Annotated in this window: 19 protein-coding genes; 10 read left to right on the forward strand and 9 right to left on the reverse strand. The window is 69.9% G+C overall.

The features are described from left to right. The first annotated feature begins 149 nt into the window (after positions 1-149). The 3 genes from OG574_RS27330 to OG574_RS27340 all read left to right on the forward strand — a co-directional run bounded on the left by OG574_RS27330 (position 150) and on the right by OG574_RS27340 (position 4,849). Positions 150-1,949 carry an outer membrane protein assembly factor BamB family protein gene (locus tag OG574_RS27330; RefSeq protein WP_326775357.1) on the forward strand — a complete coding sequence of 600 codons (1,800 nt, stop codon included), beginning with the start codon at positions 150-152 and terminating at the stop codon, positions 1,947-1,949. A gap of 73 nt (positions 1,950-2,022) precedes the next feature. Further along, entirely contained in the window at positions 2,023-3,897 is a 1,875-nt protein-coding gene (locus tag OG574_RS27335; protein WP_326775358.1) for an outer membrane protein assembly factor BamB family protein, read from the forward strand. Between the two features lie 247 nt (positions 3,898-4,144). Beyond that, a complete protein-coding gene (locus OG574_RS27340) occupies positions 4,145-4,849 on the forward strand; it encodes a helix-turn-helix transcriptional regulator (RefSeq protein ID WP_100596147.1) in 705 nt (234 codons plus the stop codon). Between the two features lie 347 nt (positions 4,850-5,196). Here the strand turns inward: OG574_RS27340 and OG574_RS27345 are convergent, their stop codons facing one another. Further along, positions 5,197-5,478, reverse strand: coding sequence for a hypothetical protein (locus OG574_RS27345; protein ID WP_100596148.1), 282 nt, complete (start codon positions 5,476-5,478; stop codon positions 5,197-5,199). Between the two features lie 18 nt (positions 5,479-5,496). Continuing rightward, complete coding sequence (locus OG574_RS27350) at positions 5,497-7,179, reverse strand: sodium:solute symporter family protein (protein WP_100596149.1); 1,683 nt, start codon at positions 7,177-7,179, stop codon at positions 5,497-5,499. A 211-nt stretch (positions 7,180-7,390) separates the two neighbouring features. Between OG574_RS27350 and galT the strand changes: the two genes are divergently transcribed. From galT to galK, 3 genes are read left to right on the forward strand one after another with little or no spacing between them, the layout of a single operon-like run. Further along, positions 7,391-8,452: a galactose-1-phosphate uridylyltransferase gene (gene galT / locus OG574_RS27355; protein WP_326775359.1), complete on the forward strand. Its 1,062-nt coding sequence runs from the start codon at positions 7,391-7,393 to the stop codon at positions 8,450-8,452. After that, the gene (galE, locus tag OG574_RS27360; protein WP_326775360.1) at positions 8,449-9,414 is read left to right on the forward strand and encodes a UDP-glucose 4-epimerase GalE; all 966 of its coding nucleotides are present in this window, start codon (positions 8,449-8,451) and stop codon (positions 9,412-9,414) included. Before galT ends, galE begins: the two co-directional genes overlap by 4 nt. 3 nt (positions 9,415-9,417) lie before the next feature. Then, on the forward strand, positions 9,418-10,590 hold the full coding sequence (gene galK, locus OG574_RS27365; protein ID WP_326775361.1) for a galactokinase: 1,173 nt from the start codon (positions 9,418-9,420) through the stop codon (positions 10,588-10,590). An 87-nt stretch (positions 10,591-10,677) separates the two neighbouring features. On the opposite strand, the gene OG574_RS27370 is transcribed toward galK, so the two are convergent. Further along, positions 10,678-11,133: a GNAT family N-acetyltransferase gene (locus OG574_RS27370; RefSeq protein WP_326775362.1), complete on the reverse strand. Its 456-nt coding sequence runs from the start codon at positions 11,131-11,133 to the stop codon at positions 10,678-10,680. 266 nt (positions 11,134-11,399) lie between these two features. Here OG574_RS27370 and OG574_RS27375 point away from each other — a divergent pair, with 266 nt between their 5' ends. Continuing rightward, positions 11,400-12,149: a LuxR C-terminal-related transcriptional regulator gene (locus OG574_RS27375; protein WP_100596153.1), complete on the forward strand. Its 750-nt coding sequence runs from the start codon at positions 11,400-11,402 to the stop codon at positions 12,147-12,149. Positions 12,150-12,190: 41 nt separating this feature from the next. Here the strand turns inward: OG574_RS27375 and OG574_RS27380 are convergent, their stop codons facing one another. Next, entirely contained in the window at positions 12,191-12,688 is a 498-nt protein-coding gene (locus OG574_RS27380; RefSeq protein ID WP_100596154.1) for a MarR family winged helix-turn-helix transcriptional regulator, read from the reverse strand. An 89-nt stretch (positions 12,689-12,777) separates the two neighbouring features. On the opposite strand from OG574_RS27380, the gene OG574_RS27385 reads away from it, so the two are divergent. Together OG574_RS27385 and OG574_RS27390 are read left to right on the forward strand one after the other, a co-directional pair. Then, complete coding sequence (locus OG574_RS27385) at positions 12,778-13,569, forward strand: trans-aconitate 2-methyltransferase (RefSeq protein WP_326775363.1); 792 nt, start codon at positions 12,778-12,780, stop codon at positions 13,567-13,569. Beyond that, a complete protein-coding gene (locus OG574_RS27390; protein WP_326775364.1) occupies positions 13,569-13,973 on the forward strand; it encodes a VOC family protein in 405 nt (134 codons plus the stop codon). The genes OG574_RS27385 and OG574_RS27390 overlap by 1 nt, the downstream gene beginning before the upstream one ends. Here OG574_RS27390 and OG574_RS27395 read toward each other — a convergent pair. Together OG574_RS27395 and OG574_RS27400 are read right to left on the reverse strand one after the other, a co-directional pair. Further along, entirely contained in the window at positions 13,970-14,653 is a 684-nt protein-coding gene (locus OG574_RS27395) for a TetR/AcrR family transcriptional regulator (RefSeq protein WP_100596156.1), read from the reverse strand. The two genes, OG574_RS27390 and OG574_RS27395, sit on opposite strands and share 4 nt — an antisense overlap. Continuing rightward, complete coding sequence (locus tag OG574_RS27400) at positions 14,650-15,645, reverse strand: acyl-CoA desaturase (RefSeq protein ID WP_326775365.1); 996 nt, start codon at positions 15,643-15,645, stop codon at positions 14,650-14,652. Before OG574_RS27400 ends, OG574_RS27395 begins: the two co-directional genes overlap by 4 nt. Positions 15,646-15,918: 273 nt before the next feature. Here OG574_RS27400 and ppc point away from each other — a divergent pair, with 273 nt between their 5' ends. After that, positions 15,919-18,657 carry a phosphoenolpyruvate carboxylase gene (ppc, locus tag OG574_RS27405; protein WP_326775366.1) on the forward strand — a complete coding sequence of 913 codons (2,739 nt, stop codon included), beginning with the start codon at positions 15,919-15,921 and terminating at the stop codon, positions 18,655-18,657. Between the two features lie 26 nt (positions 18,658-18,683). Here the strand turns inward: ppc and OG574_RS27410 are convergent, their stop codons facing one another. The 3 genes from OG574_RS27410 to OG574_RS27420 all read right to left on the reverse strand — a co-directional run bounded on the left by OG574_RS27410 (position 18,684) and on the right by OG574_RS27420 (position 20,530). Next, on the reverse strand, positions 18,684-19,139 hold the full coding sequence (locus tag OG574_RS27410) for a hypothetical protein (RefSeq protein WP_326775367.1): 456 nt from the start codon (positions 19,137-19,139) through the stop codon (positions 18,684-18,686). A gap of 106 nt (positions 19,140-19,245) precedes the next feature. Continuing rightward, positions 19,246-19,842 carry an aminoacyl-tRNA hydrolase gene (gene pth, locus OG574_RS27415; protein WP_326775368.1) on the reverse strand — a complete coding sequence of 199 codons (597 nt, stop codon included), beginning with the start codon at positions 19,840-19,842 and terminating at the stop codon, positions 19,246-19,248. 100 nt (positions 19,843-19,942) lie between these two features. After that, positions 19,943-20,530 (reverse strand): 50S ribosomal protein L25/general stress protein Ctc, encoded by a 588-nt coding sequence (locus OG574_RS27420; RefSeq protein WP_326775369.1) that lies wholly within the window; start codon positions 20,528-20,530, stop codon positions 19,943-19,945. Positions 20,531-20,648 lie beyond the last annotated feature (118 nt).

Below are 20,648 nucleotides of genomic sequence, written 5' to 3' on the forward strand. Positions count from 1 at the left end.
GCTCCCTTGGGAACAGGGGAGCGACCGGCCCGATGTGCTACTGCACAGGGTGATAGAAAGGGCGCTCTGGGTTTGCCTGAGAACGACCAGAGAACGTCCTGAAATCGACCAGGCGAGCAGACACATCAGTGAAGACGGGGGGAGCGCTGATGACTCAGCCGCCCAACCAGCCGCCGCAAGGCGGCTTCGGAGCACCACAGGATCCACAGCAGCCACCGGGTCAGCCGCAGACGCCGCCGGCCCAGCCGCCGCAGCCTCCGGGCCAGCCGCCGCAGACGCCGGCCCCGCAGCCCGGATACGGCTACCCGCAGCAGCCGGGCCCGTACGGCCAGCCCCCGCAGGGCGGCCCCTACGGTCAGCCGCAGCAGCCGGGTCCCTACGGACAGCCGCAGCAGCAGCCGGGACCGTACGGCCAGCAGCCCCAGTACGGCTATCCGCAACAGCAGCCCCAGTACGGCTACCCGCCGCAGCAGCAGCCCCCGTTCCCCGGTGGTCCCGCGGGCCCGGGCGGCGGCAAGAACCCCTTCAAGGGCCGGACCGGGATCATCGTGGCCGCCGCCGTGGCCGTCGTCGTGATCGCCGGCGGTGTGGTGTGGGCGGTCGTGGGCGGCGGTGACGACAAGAAGAAGGACCCCGTCGCCGACAAGAGCCAGGACCCCAAGCCCACCGGCTCCGCGCCGGTCGACCCGGGTGACGGCTCCGGTGACGGACGCGACGGCAAGGAGGACCTCAACGCGGGCCGCCAGGCCGGTGAGTCGAAGGTCCTCTGGTACAAGACGGCCCCCAAGGCCCCCGGCGACGGTGCTGACGCGCCCGGCATGTGGGTCACCGACACGCTCGCCGCGAAGGCGGTCTACAACGAGCTCGTCGCGTACAACATCTCGGACGGCAAGCCGAGTTGGCCGACCATCAAGCTCCCGCAGAAGATCTGCGGCGCCAGCGTGCAGAAGTCGGACGACGACAAGGTCGCCATCGCGTACATGAGCGGTGTCACCGACCGCGCCAAGTGCAACCAGGTCCAGCAGATCGACCTGAAGACCGGCAAGAAGGACTGGGAGAAGAAGATCCCCGAGGGGGACCTCTTCGACGGCACCGGCAGCGGTGTCGAACTCACCTACGCGGGCAGCACGTTGATGGTCGGCCGCCAGATGTCCGGCCTCGGCCTGAGCGTCAGCGACGGCAAGCAGCTCTTCGAGAAGAAGAAGTACGGCGCGGCCTGCTTCCCCGGCGCCTTCGCCGGCGGCGAGCGCCTCCTGGCCGTCTCCTCCTGCGGTGCCTCCACGGACAAGGAGCACGACGAGATCCAGGAGCTGGACCCGGCGACGGGCAAGGCGAAGTGGACCAAGCCGTTCCCCAAGGGCTGGAAGGTCGCCCGCGCCTACTCCGTCTCGCCGGTCGTCCTCTACCTCACCAACGAGGACAAGAAGCAGTGGAACATCACCACGCTGAAGAACGGCAGCAGCGCGGTGCGTTCCGAGGTCTCGGTCGACGAGGACTTCGCGCCCGAGTGCGGCTGGGCCATCCTCGACCGTGACCTCCAGGGCTGCACGGGTGTCGCCGCCGACACCAACACGCTGTACCTGCCGACCAAGGCGACCAGCGGCAGCGCCAACGAGGTCGTCGCGATCAGCCTGGAGAACGGCAAGGAGCGCTGGCGCGCGAAGTCGCCGGTGGCGCAGAACATGCTGCCGCTGAAGACCGAGGGCGGCGCCGTGATCGCCTACGTCAACGCCTCGTACGACGCCGGTGGCAGGGTCGTATCGATCGCGACGGCGGGCTCGCACACGCCGAAGACCCTGCTGCAGAACCCGGCGGGAACCGCGCAGATCGAGAACGGCTTCTACTCCAAGGCGGTCGACTACGTCGACGGGCGCTTCTACATCTCCACGACGCGCCTGTCCGGCACGGCCAAGGGCGAGGAGAAGCTGATGCTGGCGTACGGCAAGTGACCGCCGCAGCCCCAGTGACCGCCCACCGCACCGCTGCCCGCTCCTTCTCCCCGTCACCCGAGGTACAGACGTCATGACGCAGCCGCCCCAGCCGCCCAACGAGCCGCCGCAGGGCCCCCCGCCGGTGGGCTTCGGCAAGCCGCAGGATCCCCCGTCCGGAGGGTTCGGCGCGCCGCAGGACCCGCCGCCCGGAGGGTTCGGCGCGCCCACGCCGCCGCCCCCGCCCGCGCAGCAGCCCGGCTACGGCTACCCGCAGGCGCCCCAGACCCCGCCCCCGGCGCAGCCGCCCGCCCAGCCGCCGACGCCGCCGCAGGGCCAGCCCGGGGGCTACGGCCACCCGCAGCCCCCTGCCCCCAACTACGGCTACCCGCAGGCCCCTCAGGGCCAGCCGCCGACGCCCCCGCAGGGCTACGGCTACCCGGGCCAGCAGCCGCCGCAGTACGGCGCCTACCCGCCGCCGGGCACCGTGCCCATGCAGGCGGCGGGCGGCGGCGCCGGCAAGAAGATCAGCTCCCAGATGATGATCATCATCGGCGCTGTCGTCGCGGTCGCCCTGATCATCGGCGGCGGCGTCTGGTACTCGGCGTCGTCCGGCGACGACAAGACCGACACCAGCACCGCGGGCCCGACCGGTGGCACCGGTGGCAAGGGCGGAGACGAGAACAAGGGCGGCTCCGGCGGCACCACCACCGGCGGCGCGAGCAAGGAGAAGGTCCCGGGGAACACCAGCTCCCAGGTCCTCTTCCAGCTGCCCCAGCACGAGGTGCCCAAGGACGAGGTGTTCAGCACCAAGGGCTCCTGGCTCACGGACACGACGTACGCCAAGGCGGGTCTCGGCGAGATCAACGGCTACGCCGCGGACACCGGCAAGAAGTCCTGGACGCTCCCGCTGCCCGGCCAGACGTGCGGCGGGGCCCCCGAGGTCACCCAGGACGGCCTGAGCGCGGTCATCAGCGAGGCGGCCCCGCGCAAGCCCAAGGAGTACGACTACCAGCCCTGCACCAAGATCACGGTCTTCAACGTCGACACGGGCAAGAAGCTGTGGACGAAGAGCGTCGGCACCGGCGGGCGTGACATCCCGTTCAAGGAACTGTCGATCACCGGCTCCACGCTGGCGGCCGGCGGCGGCTACGACGGTGGCGCGGCCCTCGACATCAAGTCGGGCAAGATCCTGTGGCAGCCGCAGGCCGGCTCCTGCGAGGACGTCGGCTACCGCGGCGGCGAGCAGCTGGTCGCGGTGCGCAAGTGCGGTGACTACGGCGACGAGAAGCACCAGGTGCAGCTCCTCGACCCGGCGACGGGCAAGCCGAAGTGGACCTACAAGATCCCGGCCGACGTGAACGTCATCTCCGTCGTCTCCAGCAAGCCGGTCACCTTCGTGATCGCCACCGGCGAGGAGGTCGAGATGTCGGACCTGTTCTCCCTCGACGACACCGGCAAGCTGCGCGCCAAGGTCTCGCTGGAGAAGGACCGTTACGACTTCGACTGCGACGTCAGCGAGATTCACGGCTGCCGTGGCATCACGGTCGGCAACGACCGCGTCTACATGCCGACTCGCGAGCACGACGGCGGCGGCACGTCCGGCCAGACCAACGAGATCGTGTCGTTCTCCCTGGCGAACGGCCAGCTCACCGGTGACCGCGTCGACGGCGGTGAGTACACGCTCTTCCCGGTCCGCATGGACGGCGGGAACGTCCTGGCGTACAAGGACGGCCCCTACGACAAGGGCGCCGAGATCGTCACGATCGACCCGAAGACGCTGAAGCAGAAGACGCTCCTGGTCACTCCGGCGACGGAGACCGTGACCAGCGTCATCAGCAGCATGACCCCCACCCAGTCCGAACTGCTCTACACCAACGGCAGGCTGGCCATGGGCAAGGAACTCATCTCCAAGCCGTATTCGGCGGACGAGAAGGAGTACGAGGCCGTGGTCTTCGCGGCGAAGTAACTCCGGAGCCGTTCACCGCGGACTCACGACGGCCCCGCACCCTCACAGGGTGCGGGGCCGTCGTGCCAGGCGCCCGCCGCCGGGAGATTCCGGCATTCCGGGTCACTTCTCACCAGTAGGGGAAGCGCAACGCCGAACGAGCGTGTAGCTTCCGGGAGATGGAGGAGGTCGGGGAGTCGGGGGGCTTTCCGTGCCGAGGGGGTTCTGGGGGTCCTACGGGATCCCGGGGGATGTGGGGGATGGCTCTATGGGTGTGCGGCTCATGGTGGTCGACGACCACCGACTGCTCGCCGAGGCGCTCGCTTCGGCTCTCAAGCTGCGCGGGCACCGGGTGCTCGCGGCGGCCGCGCCGGCCGCGGGAGCGGCCGAGCTGGTGATCCAGCGGGCGCCCGAGGTCTGCCTCATCGGTACGGCGACGCCCGCGGAGCCGGGCATCTTCGACCCGATCGTGCGCATCAAGCGGGAGCGCCCGCAGGTGGCGGTCGTCGTCCTCGGGCCCGTGCCGTCACCGCGCGGGATCGCGGCGGCGTTCGCGGCCGGCGCCTGTGGCTACGTACGGCACGACGAGCGGATCGAGGGGGTCGAGCGCGCCCTGATGAAGGCGCGGGCGGGCGAGGCGGCCGTGGCGCCGCAGCTCCTGCAGGGAGCCTTCAGCGAGCTGCTCAACCCGGCCGCGCAGCCAGACGACGAGGGGCAGCGGCTCCTGCAGATGCTGACGCCGCGCGAGGTCGAGGTCCTGGTCCGGGTCGCGGACGGCGAGGACACCCGGCTCATCGCGGCCGGAATGGGCATCGCCCCGAGCACGGCCCGTACGCATGTGCAGCGGGTCCTGATGAAGTTGGGCGTCGGCTCGCGCCTGGAGGCGGCGGCGCTGGCCGCGCGCACGGGGCTCCTCGACCGGGCGGGGCCGGTGGTCCCGGCGGCTCCGGGCGTGCCGGATCCGGAGTCCTGAGCTAGAGTCGATCCCGTGCTCGTCACCGCGACTCGTGGTGTGCGGGCAGTGCGTCGGTGGTCCAAGGAAAGGCGCCCCGCTTCCTGCGGGGAGATGCAGGTGCAAGGCCTGCTCGGCGCTCCACCCCAAGTCCCGTCCCGCTTCGGCGGGGCGGGACTTGTTTCGTTCACGGGGTGGGGCCCGGCTTGAATCCGCGGAGCAGGTACGCCAACGACTGTGCAGTGGTGACCAGTTCGACGCGGTCGTTGCCTTTCGCCGCCGCAGGCGAAATGAGAGGCGAGTCTTCGGAGTTCGAAGGGCCGGAGGCCATCACCCGTAGGTGATGGCCTCCGGCCGGGGCAAAGGGCTTACGCCTCGCCGTCCTGCGGCACCGGCGGAGCCGTCGGCCGCAGCTTCAGCCACACCAGGAAGAACAGCCCGAGGGCGAGCATGCCGAGGCCCGTCCACAGGTTGATGTTGATGTTCTCGGCCTTTTTCAGGTCGGCGTCGGACGCCGTGATGCCGGCGATCGTGACGATGACCCCGTACACCACGAACAGTCCGCCGATGATGCGCCGGATGTCGAAGAGCCGCGCCGCCGTCGCCGACTTGCGCTCCAACTCGGAGACTTCGTTCTGGAGTTCAGACATGAGGGTTCGCGCCTCCGATCAGAGGGAGAAGGGGACGTAGCACAGCGCGGCGAGGACGATCGCGCCCCAGCCGAGCAGCGCGGGCTTGCGGTACCAGGCGTCGTCGCCCTCGGCGGGCAGCTCCTCCAGGCCCGGCGCCGCCGTCCCGTACACGAGGCCCGCGAGCTCGGCCTCGGGCTTGGGCGCGGTGAACAGGGTGACGACGACCATGACGACCGCGCCGGCGACGAAGCCGACGATCGCCGAGACGAAGTTGGCGCCCTGGTCGGTCGGGATGTCGATGACGCCCTGCTTGTAGATCCAGAAGTAGTTGACCATCGCGGCGGTCGTGCCCGCGAGCAGGCCCCACACGCCGGACTTCATCGAGGCGCGCTTCCAGAACATGCCGATGATGAAGACGACGAACATCGGGACGTTGAAGAAGGAGAACAGCGTCTGCAGGTAGCCCATGATGTTCGAGAACGACGAGGCGATGAACGCCGTGCCGATCGACGCGAGGACGCCGACCGCCGTGATGAGGCGGCCGAACTTCAGGTAGTAACCGTCGGGCTTGCCGGTCTTCACGTACTTGGCCCAGATGTCGTACGTGAACACGGTGTTGAAGGACGACACGTTCGCCGCCATGCCCGCCATGAACGCGGCGAGCAGACCGGTCACCGCGATGCCGAGCACGCCGTTCGGCAGTAGCTCCTGCATCAAGTAGGGGATCGCGTCGTTGTACGTCAGGTCCGAACCGGTCATGCCGATCTTCGGCACCAGCACCGCGGCGACCATGCCCGGGATCATCACCAGGAAGACGATGAAGATCTTCGGGAACGCGGCGATGAGCGGGGTGCGCTGGGCGGCCGAGAGGTTCTTCGCGGACAGGGCGCGCTGCACCTCGGCGAAGTTCGTCGTCCAGTAGCCGAAGGAGAGCACGAAGCCCAGGCCGAGGATGATCGTCAGCCAGTTCGCGCCGAGCGGGTTGGCCTCACCGATGCCCGTACCGCCCCAGGCCGAGAGGAAGTTGTCGCCGTGCGCGCTCTTCAGGGAGTCGGTCATGCCGCCCCAGCCGCCGACCCGCTTGAGGCCGATGATGCAGAGGGGGATGAGCGCCGCGAGGATCACGAAGAACTGGAGGACCTCGTTGTAGATCGCCGAGGAGAGGCCGCCGATGGTGATGTACGCGAGCACGAACAGGCCGGCGACGACGATGGCCAGCCACTGCGGCCAGCCGAGCAGCGCCTCCACGACGATCGACAGGGCGTACAGGTTCACGCCCGCGATCAGGATCGCCGCGAAGGCGAAGAGTATGGAACTCAGCAGGTGCGCGCTCTTGTCGAACCTCTGGAGCAGGTACTCGGGGACCGAGCGCACCTTGGAGCGGTAGTAGAAGGGCATCATCACGAGGCCCAGGAAGACCATCGCCGGGATGGCGCCGATCCAGTACCAGTGGACGACCGAGACGCCGTACTGCGCGCCGGTCGCCGCCATGCCGAGGATCTCGGTGGCGCCCAGGTTGGCTGCGACGAACGCCAGACCGGTGACCCAGGCGGGCAGGGAGCGGCCCGAGAGGAAGAAGTCGAGGCTGGTCTTCACGGAGCGCCGGGCGGCGAAGCCGATGCCGAGGACCACGACGAAGTAGATCGCCAGGATCGCGTAGTCGAGGCCGTTGGTGGGCAGCCGGAGCCCCGCGGCCAGGGTTTGTGTGGGGGACAGCATGGAGAACTCGCTTCGTTGCGCGAACTGATCAGACCGGAACCTACGCGTCCATGTTCAATAAATGAACACTTCTGCTGAGGTTCTTTGTTTGATTGTGATGCGAGTGACATGCCACGCACCGAAGGATGCGTCCGCGGCCTTGACCATCCCGTTGAAGCGTGCTTTGTTATGTTTGATTATGTTGAGTTGATGCGAATGAGGAGCATCGGACGTGAAGAAGACGTCGACCCGGCTCGCCGACGGTCGCGAGCTCATCTACTACGACTCGCGTGACGATGTCGTGCGGGACGCGGTGGACCGGCGTCCGCTGGACCCCGTCGCCTCCTCCTCGCAGATCCGCCGCGACCCCCTCCTCGGGGACAGCGTCGCCATCGCCTCGCACCGCCAGGCCCGCACCTACCACCCGCCGGCCGACGAGTGTCCCCTGTGCCCGTCCGAGGGCGACCGGCTCAGCGAGATCCCCGACTCCTCGTACGACGTGGCGGTCTTCGAGAACCGCTTCCCCTCGCTCGCCGGGGACGCCGGGCGCTGCGAGGTCGTCTGCTTCACCTCCGACCACACGTCGTCCTTCGCCGACCTCACGGAGGAACAGGCCGGACTCGTCCTGGAGGCCTGGACCGACCGCACCGCCGAGCTGTCCCACCTGCCCTCCGTGGAGCAGGTGTTCTGCTTCGAGAACCGCGGCGCCGAGATCGGCGTCACCCTCGGCCACCCGCACGGCCAGATCTACGGCTACCCCTTCACCACCCCGCGCACCGCCCTGATGCTGCGCTCGGTCGCCGAGCACAAGGAGCAGACCGGCGGCCGCAACCTCTTCGACGACGTGCTCGCCGAGGAGCGCACCGGCGAGCGCGTCGTCCTCGAGGGCGACCACTGGGTGGCGTTCGTCCCGTACGCGGCCCACTGGCCGTACGAGGTGCACCTCTACCCCAAGCGCCGCGTGCCCGACCTGCTCGCCCTCGACGACGGCGCGCGCACAGAGTTCCCTCAGATTTATCTGGAACTCTTGAGGCGCTTCGACCGGCTCTTCGGAATGGGGGAGTCCCCGACGCCGTACATCGCCGCCTGGCACCAGGCGCCGTTCGGCACCCTGGACGACTTCCCCGGCGTCCAGCGGGACGACTTCGCGCTTCACCTCGAGCTTTTCACTATCCGCCGCACTTCCGGCAAGCTGAAGTTTCTCGCGGGTTCCGAATCCGGCATGAGCGTGTTCATCAACGACGTGCCGCCGGAGACCGCGGCCGAGCGACTGCGAGAGGTAGCGAGTACATGAGCGGGAAGTACCTGGTCACCGGTGGTGCGGGATATGTGGGCAGCGTGGTCGCGCAGCACCTGGTCGAGGCGGGGCACGACGTCACCGTCCTCGACAACCTCTCGACCGGCTTCCGCGAGGGCGTGCCCGCCGGGGTGACATTCGTCGAGGGCGACATCCGCGACGCCGCCAAGTGGCTCGACCCGTCCTTCGACGCCGTCCTGCACTTCGCCGCGTTCTCCCAGGTCGGCGAGTCCGTCGTGAAGCCCGAGAAGTACTGGGACAACAACGTCGGCGGCACCATGGCGCTCCTCGCCGCGATGCGCTCGGCGGACGTGCGCAAGCTCGTCTTCTCCTCCACGGCGGCGACGTACGGGGAGCCCGTCAGCACCCCCATCACAGAGTCCGACCCCACCGCCCCCACCTCCCCCTACGGCGCCTCCAAGCTCGCCGTCGACCACATGATCACCGGGGAGGCGGCCGCGCACGGCCTGGCCGCCGTGTCGCTGCGCTACTTCAATGTCGCGGGCGCCTACGGCAGCTGCGGCGAGCGCCACGACCCCGAGTCGCACCTCATCCCGCTCGTCCTCCAGGTCGCCCAGGGCCGGCGCGACGCGATCTCCGTCTTCGGCGACGACTACCCGACGCCCGACGGCACCTGCGTGCGCGACTACATCCACGTCGCCGACCTCGCCGAGGCCCACCTGCTCGCCCTCGACGCCGCCCGCCCCGCCGAGCACCTCATCTGCAACCTCGGCAACGGCAACGGCTTCTCCGTGCGCGAGGTCATCGAGACCGTCCGCCAGGTGACCGGTCACCCGGTCCCCGAGGTCACCGCCCCGCGCCGCGGCGGCGACCCGGCCGTCCTCGTCGCCTCCGCCGCCACCGCGCGCGAGCGCCTCGGCTGGAACCCGTCCCGCGCGGACCTCGCGGGAATCGTCGCCGACGCCTGGGCCTTCGCCCAGGCACGCCAGGAGGGGTAAGTCATGTCCGTCGCCTCGCAGTTCAGCGATCTGTACGGATACGAGCCCGAGGGGGTCTGGGCCGCGCCCGGACGCGTGAACCTCATCGGCGAGTACACCGACTTCAACGAGGGCTTCGTGATGCCGCTCGCGCTGCCGCACACCGCGGTGGCCGCCGTCGCGCGCCGCACCGACGGCGTCCTGCGGCTGCACTCCGCGGACATCGACGCGCCGATCGCCGAACTGCGGGCCGACGAACTGACCCCGCTCTCCGAGTTCGGGCAGGGCGGCTGGGCCGCGTACCTGGCGGGCGTCGTATGGGCGCTGCGCGAGGCCGGGCACACCGTCACCGGCGCCGACATCCACCTCGCGTCGACCGTGCCGACCGGCGCGGGCCTGTCCTCGTCGGCCGCACTCGAAGTCGTCACCGCGCTCGCGCTCAACGACCTCTTCGAACTGGGGCTCACCGGGCCCGAGTTGGCGCGGATCGCGCAGCGTGCCGAGAACGACTTCGTGCGCGTGCCCTGCGGGATCATGGACCAGATGGCGTCGGCGTGCGCCACCGAGGGCCACGTCCTGCACCTGGACTGCCGCGACCTGTCCACCCGCCAGGTCCCCTTCGACCTGGCCGCGCAGGGCCTCCAGCTGCTCGTCGTCGACACCCGCGTCAAGCACGAGCTGGGCGACGGCGCGTACGCGGAGCGCCGCGCGGGCTGCGAAGAGGGCGCCCGCGCGCTCGGCGTCTCGCACCTGCGCGACGTGTCGTACGCCGAACTGCCCGCAGCACTCGCCGAGTTGGCGGACCTCACCGACGAGCGGGTCGTGCGCTACGTCCGCCACATCGTCTGCGACGACCACCGCGTCGAGCGGGTCATCGACCTTCTCGACGCCGGTGACGTACGGGCGATCGGCCCGGTCCTCACCGAGGGCCACGTCTCGCTCCGCGACGACCTGCGCATCTCCTGCGCCGAGCTGGACCTGGTCGTGGACACCGCGAACGCGTCGGGCGCGCTCGGTGCCCGGATGACGGGCGGTGGCTTCGGCGGCTCCGCGATCGTCCTGGTGGAGGAGCCGGACGCGGACGCGGTGACGAAGTCGATCACGGAGGCGTTCGTTTCGGCGGGCTACACGGCCCCCCGCGTCTTCCCCGCGGTCCCGTCGGCGGGAGCTCACAAACTCACCCCAGCCGCTTCGTAGGAGTGAACTCCTTGGTCCCCGGCGGGTGGTCGGTGCTGTGCCCCATGGTGCGCTCCGCGCATGATTTGCCGCGTGGGCGGGGCGTGCTCATCCCAGGCGCTTGGTGAGCGTGAACTCCTTGATCCCTGGCGGATAGTCGGGGATCACACACACCAGCTCGTAGCCGTGCTGGCGGTAGAAGCCCGGCGCCTGGAAGTCCCAGGTCTCCACTCGGGCGCCGTGGCAGGAGCGGTCCTCGTGGGCGATGCGTTCCGCCTCCGCGAGGAGGCGGGAGCCGAGGCCCTTCGCGCGGTGGCGGTCGTCCACCCAGAGCAGGTTCACGTGGAGCCAGGTCGCCCAGGTGTGCCCGTCCAGGCCGCCGGCGATCTCGCCGCTCTCGTCCAACGCCCAGACCTGGAGCGGCACTTCACGTTCCTCGGGCGTCCCCCGCAGCGACCTGAGCTCCGCCGACGCCGCGGTATTCGCCTCCCGCAGCCGGAAGTGAAGAAGATCGCGCCGCTGTTTGTCGACTTCTGTCTCAATACGAAACATACGCCTCACCATAAACGCGCAGGCCAACCAGTTCTGCAAATTGCCTTCCGCTCCTGGCCCGCGGCCCTACTCTGAGCACAGCACCGGTGGGGGCCGGTGCTGATCAGGGGGCGAGACAGCCGGGTACGACGCCCGGAGCGGGGGTGGCGGTACGAGCACGGCGGCGGCCGTGCGACCGCGACGACCTGCCTCTTCGGGCGCTGTACCTGTGCCGGACAGCCTCCCGGCGCCGGGGAATCCCCTGCTCCGCGAGGAGCTTGGGGGAGGGGGTTATACACGTGGTTCGCATCCGAGTCCTGGTCGTCGACGACCACCGCATCTTCGCCGAGTCGCTCGCCGCGGCTCTCGCCGCCGAGCCCGACGTGGACGTGTCAGCGGCCGGCAGCGGCCCCGCCGCACTGCGCTGCATGGACCGCGCGGCGGCGGAAGGGCGCCGGTTCGACGTCCTCCTCGTCGACGCCGATCTGGGAGCGGCCCTGCACGGCCCGCGCCCGGCGACGGCAGTGCCCGACACGGCGCCCGGCCAGGACGGCCTGGTCGACGGGATCTCCCTGGTGGCGGGCGTCCGTTCGGGCCAGCCCACCGTTCGGACCGTGGTGCTCGCCGAGAAGGACGACCCGCGCCGCGCGGCCCTCGCGCTCCAGGCGGGCGCCTCCGGCTGGGTCGCCAAGGACTGCTCGCTCTCGCGGCTGCTCACGGTCATCCGGGGCGTCCTGCGCGACGAGACGCATCTGCCGCCCGCCCTGCTCACGAGCGTTCTGCGGGAGCTGACCGCGGCCCGCAAGCACCGCACCGACTCCGAGCGCCTGGTGGAGTCCCTGACGCCGCGTGAGCGCGAGGTGCTGCGCTGCATGGTCGCGGGCCTCGGCCGCAAGGCGGTCGCCGAGCGCCTGTTCCTGTCCCCGCACACGGTCCGTACACACATGCAGAACGTGCTGGGCAAGCTCGGGGTCCACTCCACGCTCGCGGCGGTGGCGCTGGCGCGCAGGGCCGGTGTCGGGCCCGCGGACCTGGAAGCGGCGTCCTAGGAACAAGAACCCGTACGACTGGGGCCCAGGGTCTGACGGTCCTAGCCGGGGATGTTGTCGAACGGCGCGGTCAACTGTCGCAGCAGGCCCGCCAGTTCGCCGCGCTGGGTGCGGGACAGCTCCGCGAGGATCGCCCGCTCCTGCGCGAGGAGGCCGGCGAGCGCCTGGTCGGCGCGGTCCTGCCCCTCGGTGGTCAGCCGCACCAGGACGCCGCGTCGGTCGCTCGGGTCGGGGAGGCGCTCGACGAGACCCTTCTTGGCGAGCCGGTCGATACGGTTCGTCATCGTGCCGGAGGTGACGAGGGTCTGTGTGAGGAGCTGTCCGGGGGAGAGCTGATAGGGGGCGCCGGCCCGCCGCAGGGACGTCAGTACGTCGAACTCCCACGGCTCCAGCTGGTGCTCGGCGAACGCCAGGCGCCGGGCCCGGTCAAGATGACGCGCCAGCCTGCTGACCCGACTGAGCACCTCTAGGGGCTCCACGTCGAGGTCAGGGCGTTCTCGGCGCCACGCTGCGACCAGCCGGTCGACCTCGTCCTCCATGACGATCAGTCTAGTGGGTCCCTCGACATGAAGTCTCTTGAATTCAACTATCTTGACATCGAGATAAATCCGGGAGGATGCTGGCCGCCATGAGCTCACCCACCTGGGACCCCCAGCAGTATCTCCGCCACGCGGACCACCGCACCCGCCCCTTCGCCGACCTCCTCGCCCGCGTCAAGGGCGACCCGGCGAGGATCGCCGACCTCGGCTGCGGCGCGGGCAACGTCACCGCCCTGCTCGCCCGGCGCTGGCCGAAGGCGAGGATCACCGGCTACGACAACTCCCCGCAGATGCTGGAGAAGGCCGCGGCCCACGCTACCGACCTCCTCGACTTCGCCCCCGCCGACGCGGCCACCTGGACCCCCGCCGAGCCCTTCGACCTGATCGTCTCCAACGCCCTGCTCCAATGGGTCCCCGGCCACACCGACCGCTTCCCCGACTGGCTGGCCGGCATCGCCCCCGGCGGCACGTTCGCCTTCCAGGTCCCCGGCAACTTCGACGCCCCCAGCCACGTACTGATGCGCGAACTCGCCCGGTCGGCGCGGTGGCGGGACCGGCTCGGCGACACGCTGCGCCACGCGGACGCCGTCCACACCCCCGAGCAGTACCTGAACAAGCTCACCGCGCTCGGCTGCGACGCGGACGTCTGGGAGACGACGTATCTGCATCTCCTCCAGGGCGAGGACCCGGTCCTCGACTGGGTCAAGGGCACGGGCCTGCGCCCCGTCCTGACCGCCCTCGCGGACGACCCGCAGGCCACGGACGAATTCCTGACCGACTACCGCGCCCAGCTCCGCACCGCCTACCCCGCGACACCGCAGGGCACGGTCTTCCCCTTCCGCCGCCTGTTCGCGGTGGCCCGCAAACCGGCGGACACCTGATGCTCCGGGCCCTGGACCACGTACAGCTCGCCGCCCCCGCGGGATCCGAGGACGCGCTGCGCCGGTTCTACGGGGACGCGCTCGGCATGACGGAGACGCCGAAGCCCCCGGCACTCGCGGCGCGCGGGGGCTGCTGGTTCGAAGCGGGCCAGGTGCGGCTGCACCTGGGAATCGAGCGGGCCCCCGCCGGAGGCGGAAGCCGAAAATGTCGCAGTCGGCCGGCCCGCAAGGCCCACCTGGGACTACGGGTCACGGGGATCGAGACGTACGCGGCGCGGCTCGCGGCGCACGGCGTGAGGATCACCTGGGACGGGGACCTGCCGGGCCACCGCCGCTTCTACGCCGACGACCCCGCGGGCAACCGGCTCGAATTCCTCGAACCGGTCACCCCCGACGCTCCCTAGCTCTTGCGGTGCCCAATCAGCCGCGGCTTCGGCTCCAGACCGTCCAGGCCGTGCCACGCCAGGTTCACCAGGTGCGCGGCGACCTCGGCCTTCTTCGGCTTACGGGCGTCCAGCCACCACTGGCCCGTAAGGGCGACCATGCCGACCAGCGCCTGCGCGTACAGCGGCGCCAGCTTCGGGTCGAAGCCGCGGTTCTTGAACTCGCGGCCCAGGATGTCCTCGACCTGCGTCGCGATGTCGGAGATCAGCGAGGCGAACGAGCCCGTGGACTGCGGGATCGGGGAGTCGCGGACCAGGATGCGGAAGCCGTCCGTGTACTCCTCGATGTAGTCGAGGAGCGCGAAGGCGGCCTGCTCGCACAGTTCGCGCGGGTGCCCGGCCGTCAGGGAGCCGGTCACCATGTCGAGGAGCTGGCGCATCTCACGGTCCACGACGACCGCGTAGAGGCCCTCCTTGCCGCCGAAGTGCTCGTACACCACCGGCTTGGAGACCCCGGCCTTCGCCGCGATCTCCTCCACCGACGTGCCCTCGAAGCCCTTCGCGGCGAAGAGGGTGCGACCGATCTCGAGCAGCTGCTGGCGGCGTTCCGCACCGGTCATCCGGGTGCGGCGCGCGCGCCGGGGCTTGTCGTTGCCGGCTGGGCTCGCAGAGTTCGGATCGGTCGCCACGGGCTCCATCATGCCGCGTCAGCGGCCTGCGGCTTGCGGCGGGAGTCGATCCGCTCCTTCGACGGCCAGCGCACGTCACGCGCCCAGCCCAGCTGCTCGAACCAGCGGATCAGCCGCGCGGACGAGTCCACCTGGCCGCGCATCACACCGTGCCGCGCCGACGTCGGGTCCGCGTGGTGCAGGTTGTGCCACGACTCGCCGCACGACAGGACGGCCAGCCACCACACGTTGCCGGACTTGTCACGCGACTTGAAGGGCCGCTTGCCGACGGCGTGACAGATCGAGTTGATCGACCACGTGACGTGGTGCAGCAGCGCCACCCGCACCAGCGAGCCCCAGAAGAAGCCCGTGAACGCGCCCCACCACGACATCGTCGCCAGGCCGCCGATCAGCGCCGGCAGAGCCAGCGAGAGCATCGTCCAGAAAATGAACTGACGCGAGATCGCCCTTATGGCCGGATCATTCACCAGATCGGGTGCGTACTTCTCCTGCGAAGTCTGCTCCTCGTCGAACATCCAGCCGATATGCGCCCACCACAGGCCCTTCATCAGCGCGGGCAGCGTCTCACCGAACCGCCACGGCGAATGCGGGTCACCCTCCGCGTCGGAGAACTTGTGGTGCTTGCGGTGATCCGCCACCCAGCGCACGAGAGGACCCTCGACCGCCATCGAGCCGGCGACCGCCAGAGCGATCCGCAGCGGCCGCTTCGCCTTGAAGGAACCGTGCGTGAAATACCGGTGGAAGCCGATCGTGATGCCGTGGCAGCCCAGGTAGTAGAAGAACACCAGGAGGCCGAGGTCGAGCCAGCTCACACCCCAGCCCCAGGCCAGCGGCACCGCCGCGACCAGCGCCAGGAACGGAACGGTGATGAAGAGCAGCAGCGCGAGCTGCTCCAGCGAACGCTTCTGCTCACCGCCGAGCGTGGCGGAGGGCAGCGAAGCGCCGGTCGAATCGCCCGACGACGCCCCCGGGGCGTCATCGATCAGATCGGGGCTTGGTGTCATGGGGCGTCCCCTGTGGGGTCGAGGGTTGAGACAGGTTTGAGGACGGGGATGTGGTGCTGAGAACTTTTACTACGCGTCCGTAACCTACGGCGTCGTAAGTATGGCAGCGCGGAGGCGAGCGGCAAGAGGCCCGGAAACGGCCCTCACCGGCGGACACCTATCCTTGGAAACGGTCGGACAGCGCGGTCCGCTCTGTATCTCCACCCGGGACTCATACCCGGTTCCCGGGGTTTCCCTCCCAGACGTGCTTCAACACTGCAAGGAGCCGCACCTGTGAGCAGTGCCGACGACCAGAGCCGTGAGGCCACATCCAGCGCCGAGCTGCGCGCCGACATCCGCCGACTCGGCGACCTCCTCGGCGAGACGCTCGTACGCCAGGAGGGCCCCGAGCTCCTCGAACTGGTCGAGAAGGTCCGCCGCCTCACCCGGGAGGACGGCGAGGCCGCCGCCCGCCTGCTCGGTGACACGGAACTGGAGACCGCGGCCAAGCTGGTCCGCGCCTTCTCGACGTACTTCCATCTGGCGAACGTGACCGAGCAGGTACACCGAGGCCGCGAGCTGCGCGCCCGCCGCGCCGCCGAGGGCAGCCTCCTCGCCCGCACCGCCGACCGGCTCAAGGACGCCGACGCGGAGCACCTGCGCGAAACGGTCCAGCACCTGAACGTACGGCCGGTGTTCACCGCCCACCCGACCGAGGCCGCCCGGCGCTCCGTCCTCAACAAGCTGCGCCGCGTCGCCGAGCTCCTCGAGACCCCCGTCATCGAGGCCGACCGCCGCCGCTACGACACCCGCCTCGCCGAGAACATCGACCTGGTGTGGCAGACCGACGAGCTGCGCGTCGTACGCCCCGAGCCCACCGACGAGGCGCGCAACGCGATCTACTACCTCGACGAGCTCCACGCCGGCGCCGTCGGTGACGTCCTCGAGGACCTCACCGCCGAGCTGCAGCGCGTCGGCGTCACCCTGCCCGACGCCACCCGCCCCCTCACCTTCGGCACCTGGATCGGCGGCGACCGCGACGGCAACCCGAACGTCACACCCGCCGTCACCTGGGACGTCCTGATCCTCCAGCACGAGCACGGCATCAACGACGCCCTGGAGCTCATCGACGAGCTGCGCGGCTTCCTGTCGAACTCCATCCGCTACACCGGCGCCACCGAGGAACTCCTCACCTCCCTCCAGAACGACCTGGAGCGCCTCCCGGAGATCAGCCCCCGCTACAAGCGCCTCAACTCCGAGGAGCCCTACCGGCTCAAGGCCACCTGCATCCGGCAGAAGCTGGAGAACACCAAGGAGCGCCTCGCCAAGGGAACCGCCCACGACGACGGCCGCGACTACCTGGGCACCGGCGAACTCCTCCACGACCTCACGCTCATCCAGACATCCCTGCGCGAGCACCGCGGCGCCCTGTTCGCCGACGGCCGGATGAACCGCACCATCCGCACGCTCGCCGCGTTCGGCCTCCAGCTCGCCACCATGGACGTACGCGAGCACGCCGACGCCCACCACCACGCGCTCGGCCAGCTCTTCGACCGGCTCGGCGAGGAGTCCTGGCGCTACGCCGACATGCCCCGCGAGTACCGCCAGAAGCTCCTCGCCAAGGAGCTCAGGTCCCGCAGGCCGCTCGCCCCCTCGCCCGCCCCCCTCGACGCCGCCGGCGAGAAGACCCTCGGCGTCTTCCACACCGTCAAGCGCGCCCTCGACGTCTTCGGACCCGAGGTCATCGAGTCGTACATCATCTCGATGTGCCAGGGCGCCGACGACGTGTTCGCCGCCGCCGTCCTCGCCCGCGAGGCCGGACTCATCGACCTGCACGGCGGCTGGGCCAAGATCGGCATCGTGCCGCTCCTGGAGACCACCGACGAGCTGCGCGCCGCCGACGTCATCCTCGACGAGATGCTCGCCGACCCCTCCTACCGGCGCCTCGTCGCCCTGCGCGGCGACGTCCAGGAAGTCATGCTCGGCTACTCGGACTCCTCCAAGTTCGGCGGCATCACCACCTCCCAGTGGGAGATCCACCGCGCCCAGCGCCGGCTGCGCGACGTCGCCCACCGCTACGGCGTGCGCCTGCGCCTCTTCCACGGCCGCGGCGGCACCGTCGGCCGCGGCGGCGGCCCCTCGCACGACGCGATCCTCGCCCAGCCGTGGGGCACCCTCGAGGGCGAGATCAAGGTGACCGAACAGGGCGAGGTCATCTCCGACAAGTACCTCGTGCCGTCCCTGGCCCGCGAGAACCTCGAACTGACCGTCGCCGCCACCCTCCAGGCGTCCGCGCTGCACACCGCGCCCCGCCAGTCCGACGAGGCCCTCGCCCGCTGGGACGCGGCCATGGACGTCGTCTCCGACGCCGCGCACGCCGCGTATCGCAAGCTGGTCGAGGACCCGGACCTGCCGACGTACTTCCTCGCCTCCACCCCGGTGGACCAGCTCGCCGACCTGCACCTGGGCTCGCGGCCCTCCCGCCGCCCCGGCTCGGGCGTCTCGCTCGACGGCCTGCGCGCCATCCCGTGGGTGTTCGGCTGGACCCAGTCGCGGCAGATCGTGCCCGGCTGGTTCGGCGTCGGCTCCGGCCTCAAGGCACTGCGCGAGGCCGGCCTCGGCACCGTGCTCGACGAGATGAGCGAGCACTGGCACTTCTTCCGCAACTTCCTGTCGAACGTCGAGATGACCCTCGCGAAGACGGACCTGCGGATCGCCCGGCACTACGTCGACACGCTCGTCCCCGACGAGCTGAAGCACGTCTTCGCCGACATCGAGGCCGAGCACGAGCTGACCGTACGAGAGGTACTGCGCATCACCGGCGGCCAGGAACTCCTGGACACACAGCCGGTGCTCCAGCAGACCTTCTCGATCCGCGACGCCTACCTGGACCCGATCTCGTACCTCCAGGTGGCCCTGCTCAAGCGCCAGCGCGACGACGCGGCCGCCGGCAACGAGCCGGACCCGCTGCTCGGACGGGCACTCCTGCTCACCGTCAACGGCGTCGCGGCGGGCCTGCGCAACACCGGCTGATCAACCAGTGGGGACAGGACGGCAGTTCACCAGGTGAGCGTCGCGAACGCGGCACTCAGCAACGCGACCCCGGTGGCTGCCGTCACCCATGCCCAGCGCGTCAGACGCAGCCCGCCCGCGATCACCACCGCGGCCAGCAGCAGCGCGCCGCCCAGCGGGACCCACGCGTGGAAGAACCCCGCAGCCCCCGAGCGCACCACCTCATCCGAGCCGGGCTTCACCACCACCGGGATACGCGCGCCCTTCTTCTCCGCGATCGACCGGTCGATGACGACACGGGCGCGGGGCTGCGAACCCGGCGACAGAGGCGCGTAAGGGCCGGCGCACGTGCCGTCGGTGCACCGCGTCACCGTCATCGTGCCCCGCTCACGGCCCTTGGTGAGCATCACGTGCTGCGCCGACGCCCAGGACGCCCGGACGCCCGCGATCAGGATCAGCAGGGCCACGACCGTCATCGCGGCCCGCCGGGTGTACGAGAGCATGGCGGCGATCCTTGGCCATGGCCCCGCAAAGAGTCAAGAAAACCGGGCAGGTCCCGGTCGAGATGCCCGTGACCTGCCGAGATGCCCGGTCAACTCACTCGACAGATCAGGAGTTGTACGCGCTCTGCGCCCGCTCCAGACCCTCCGTGACCAGACACTCCACCGCGTCCGCCGCCCGGTCCACCAGGTAGTCCAGCTCCTTGCGCTCCGTCGACGAGAAGTCCTTCAGAACGAAGTCCGCCACCTGCATACGCCCCGGCGGACGCCCGATCCCGAACCGCACCCGGTGATAGTCCGCACCCATCGACTTCGTGATCGACTTCAGACCGTTGTGCCCGTTGTCGCCACCGCCCAGCTTCAGCCGCATCGTCCCGTAGTCGATGTCCAGCTCGTCATGGATCGCCACGATGTTGCCGACCGGCACCTTGTAGAAATCCCGCAGACCCGTCACCGGACCACCCGACACATTCATGAACGACATCGGCTTCGCCACAATCACCCGGCGGTTCTGCGGACCCGGCGCACCGATCCGCCCCTCGAGCACCTGCGCCTGAGCCTTGCCCGCCCGCTTGAACTTGCCGCCGATCCGCTCCGCGAGCAGATCGGCCACCATGAAGCCCACGTTGTGCCGGTTCATCGCATACTCGGGCCCGGGGTTCCCGAGACCCACGATGAGCCAGGGGGCAGTGGCATCGGTCGTCATCGGGACCGCGTCTCCTCACGTACAACAGACGGACACGAACATGAAAAGACGGGGTGGCGGGCCGCAGTGGCCCGCCACCCCGTCAAGCAGAGCGTACGGCTCAGGCCTCGGCGCCCTCGGCCTCGGCACCCTCGGCAGCCGGCTCCTCGGCCTGCGCGGCCAGGATCTGGATGACGACGGCGTCGGGGTCGGTGACCAGGGTCGTGCCCGACGGCAGCGTGACGTCCTTGGCGTGGATGGCGTCGCCGCCCTCCAGGCCCGCAATCGACACGGTGACGGAGGTCGGGATGTGCGTGGCCTCGGTCTCGACGGACAGCGTGTTCAGCACGTTCTCGACGAGGAAGCTGCCCGGAGCCAGGTCGCCCTCGGTCTCGACGGCGACCTCGACCGTGACCTTCTCACCCTTGATGACGGTGAGCAGGTCGACGTGCACCAGGTAACCCTTGATGGCGTCACGCTGAACAGCCTTCGGGATCGCCAGCTCGGTCTTGCCGTCGACGTCCAGGGACAGCAGAACGTTCGGCGTACGCAGGGCGAGCAGCAGCTCGTGGCCCGGCAGCGTCACGTGAACCGGCTCGGCGCCGTGACCGTAGATGACACCGGGAACCTTGTTCTCACGGCGGACGGCGCGGGCAGCACCCTTGCCGAACTCGGTACGGACCTCGGCGGCAAGCTTGATCTCAGCCATGTGCACTCCTCGTAGAAAAGGGGAAAGGTGGTCACCCGGCCACGAACGGGCCTGCTACGAAGAGCGCGTCGATAACGGACCGCCGCACATAACAGTGCGGCCTCCCTCGCCGAGCAAC

The organism is Streptomyces sp. NBC_01445, assembly GCF_035918235.1.
In the GTDB taxonomy this organism is placed as follows: Bacteria; Actinomycetota; Actinomycetes; order Streptomycetales; family Streptomycetaceae; genus Streptomyces.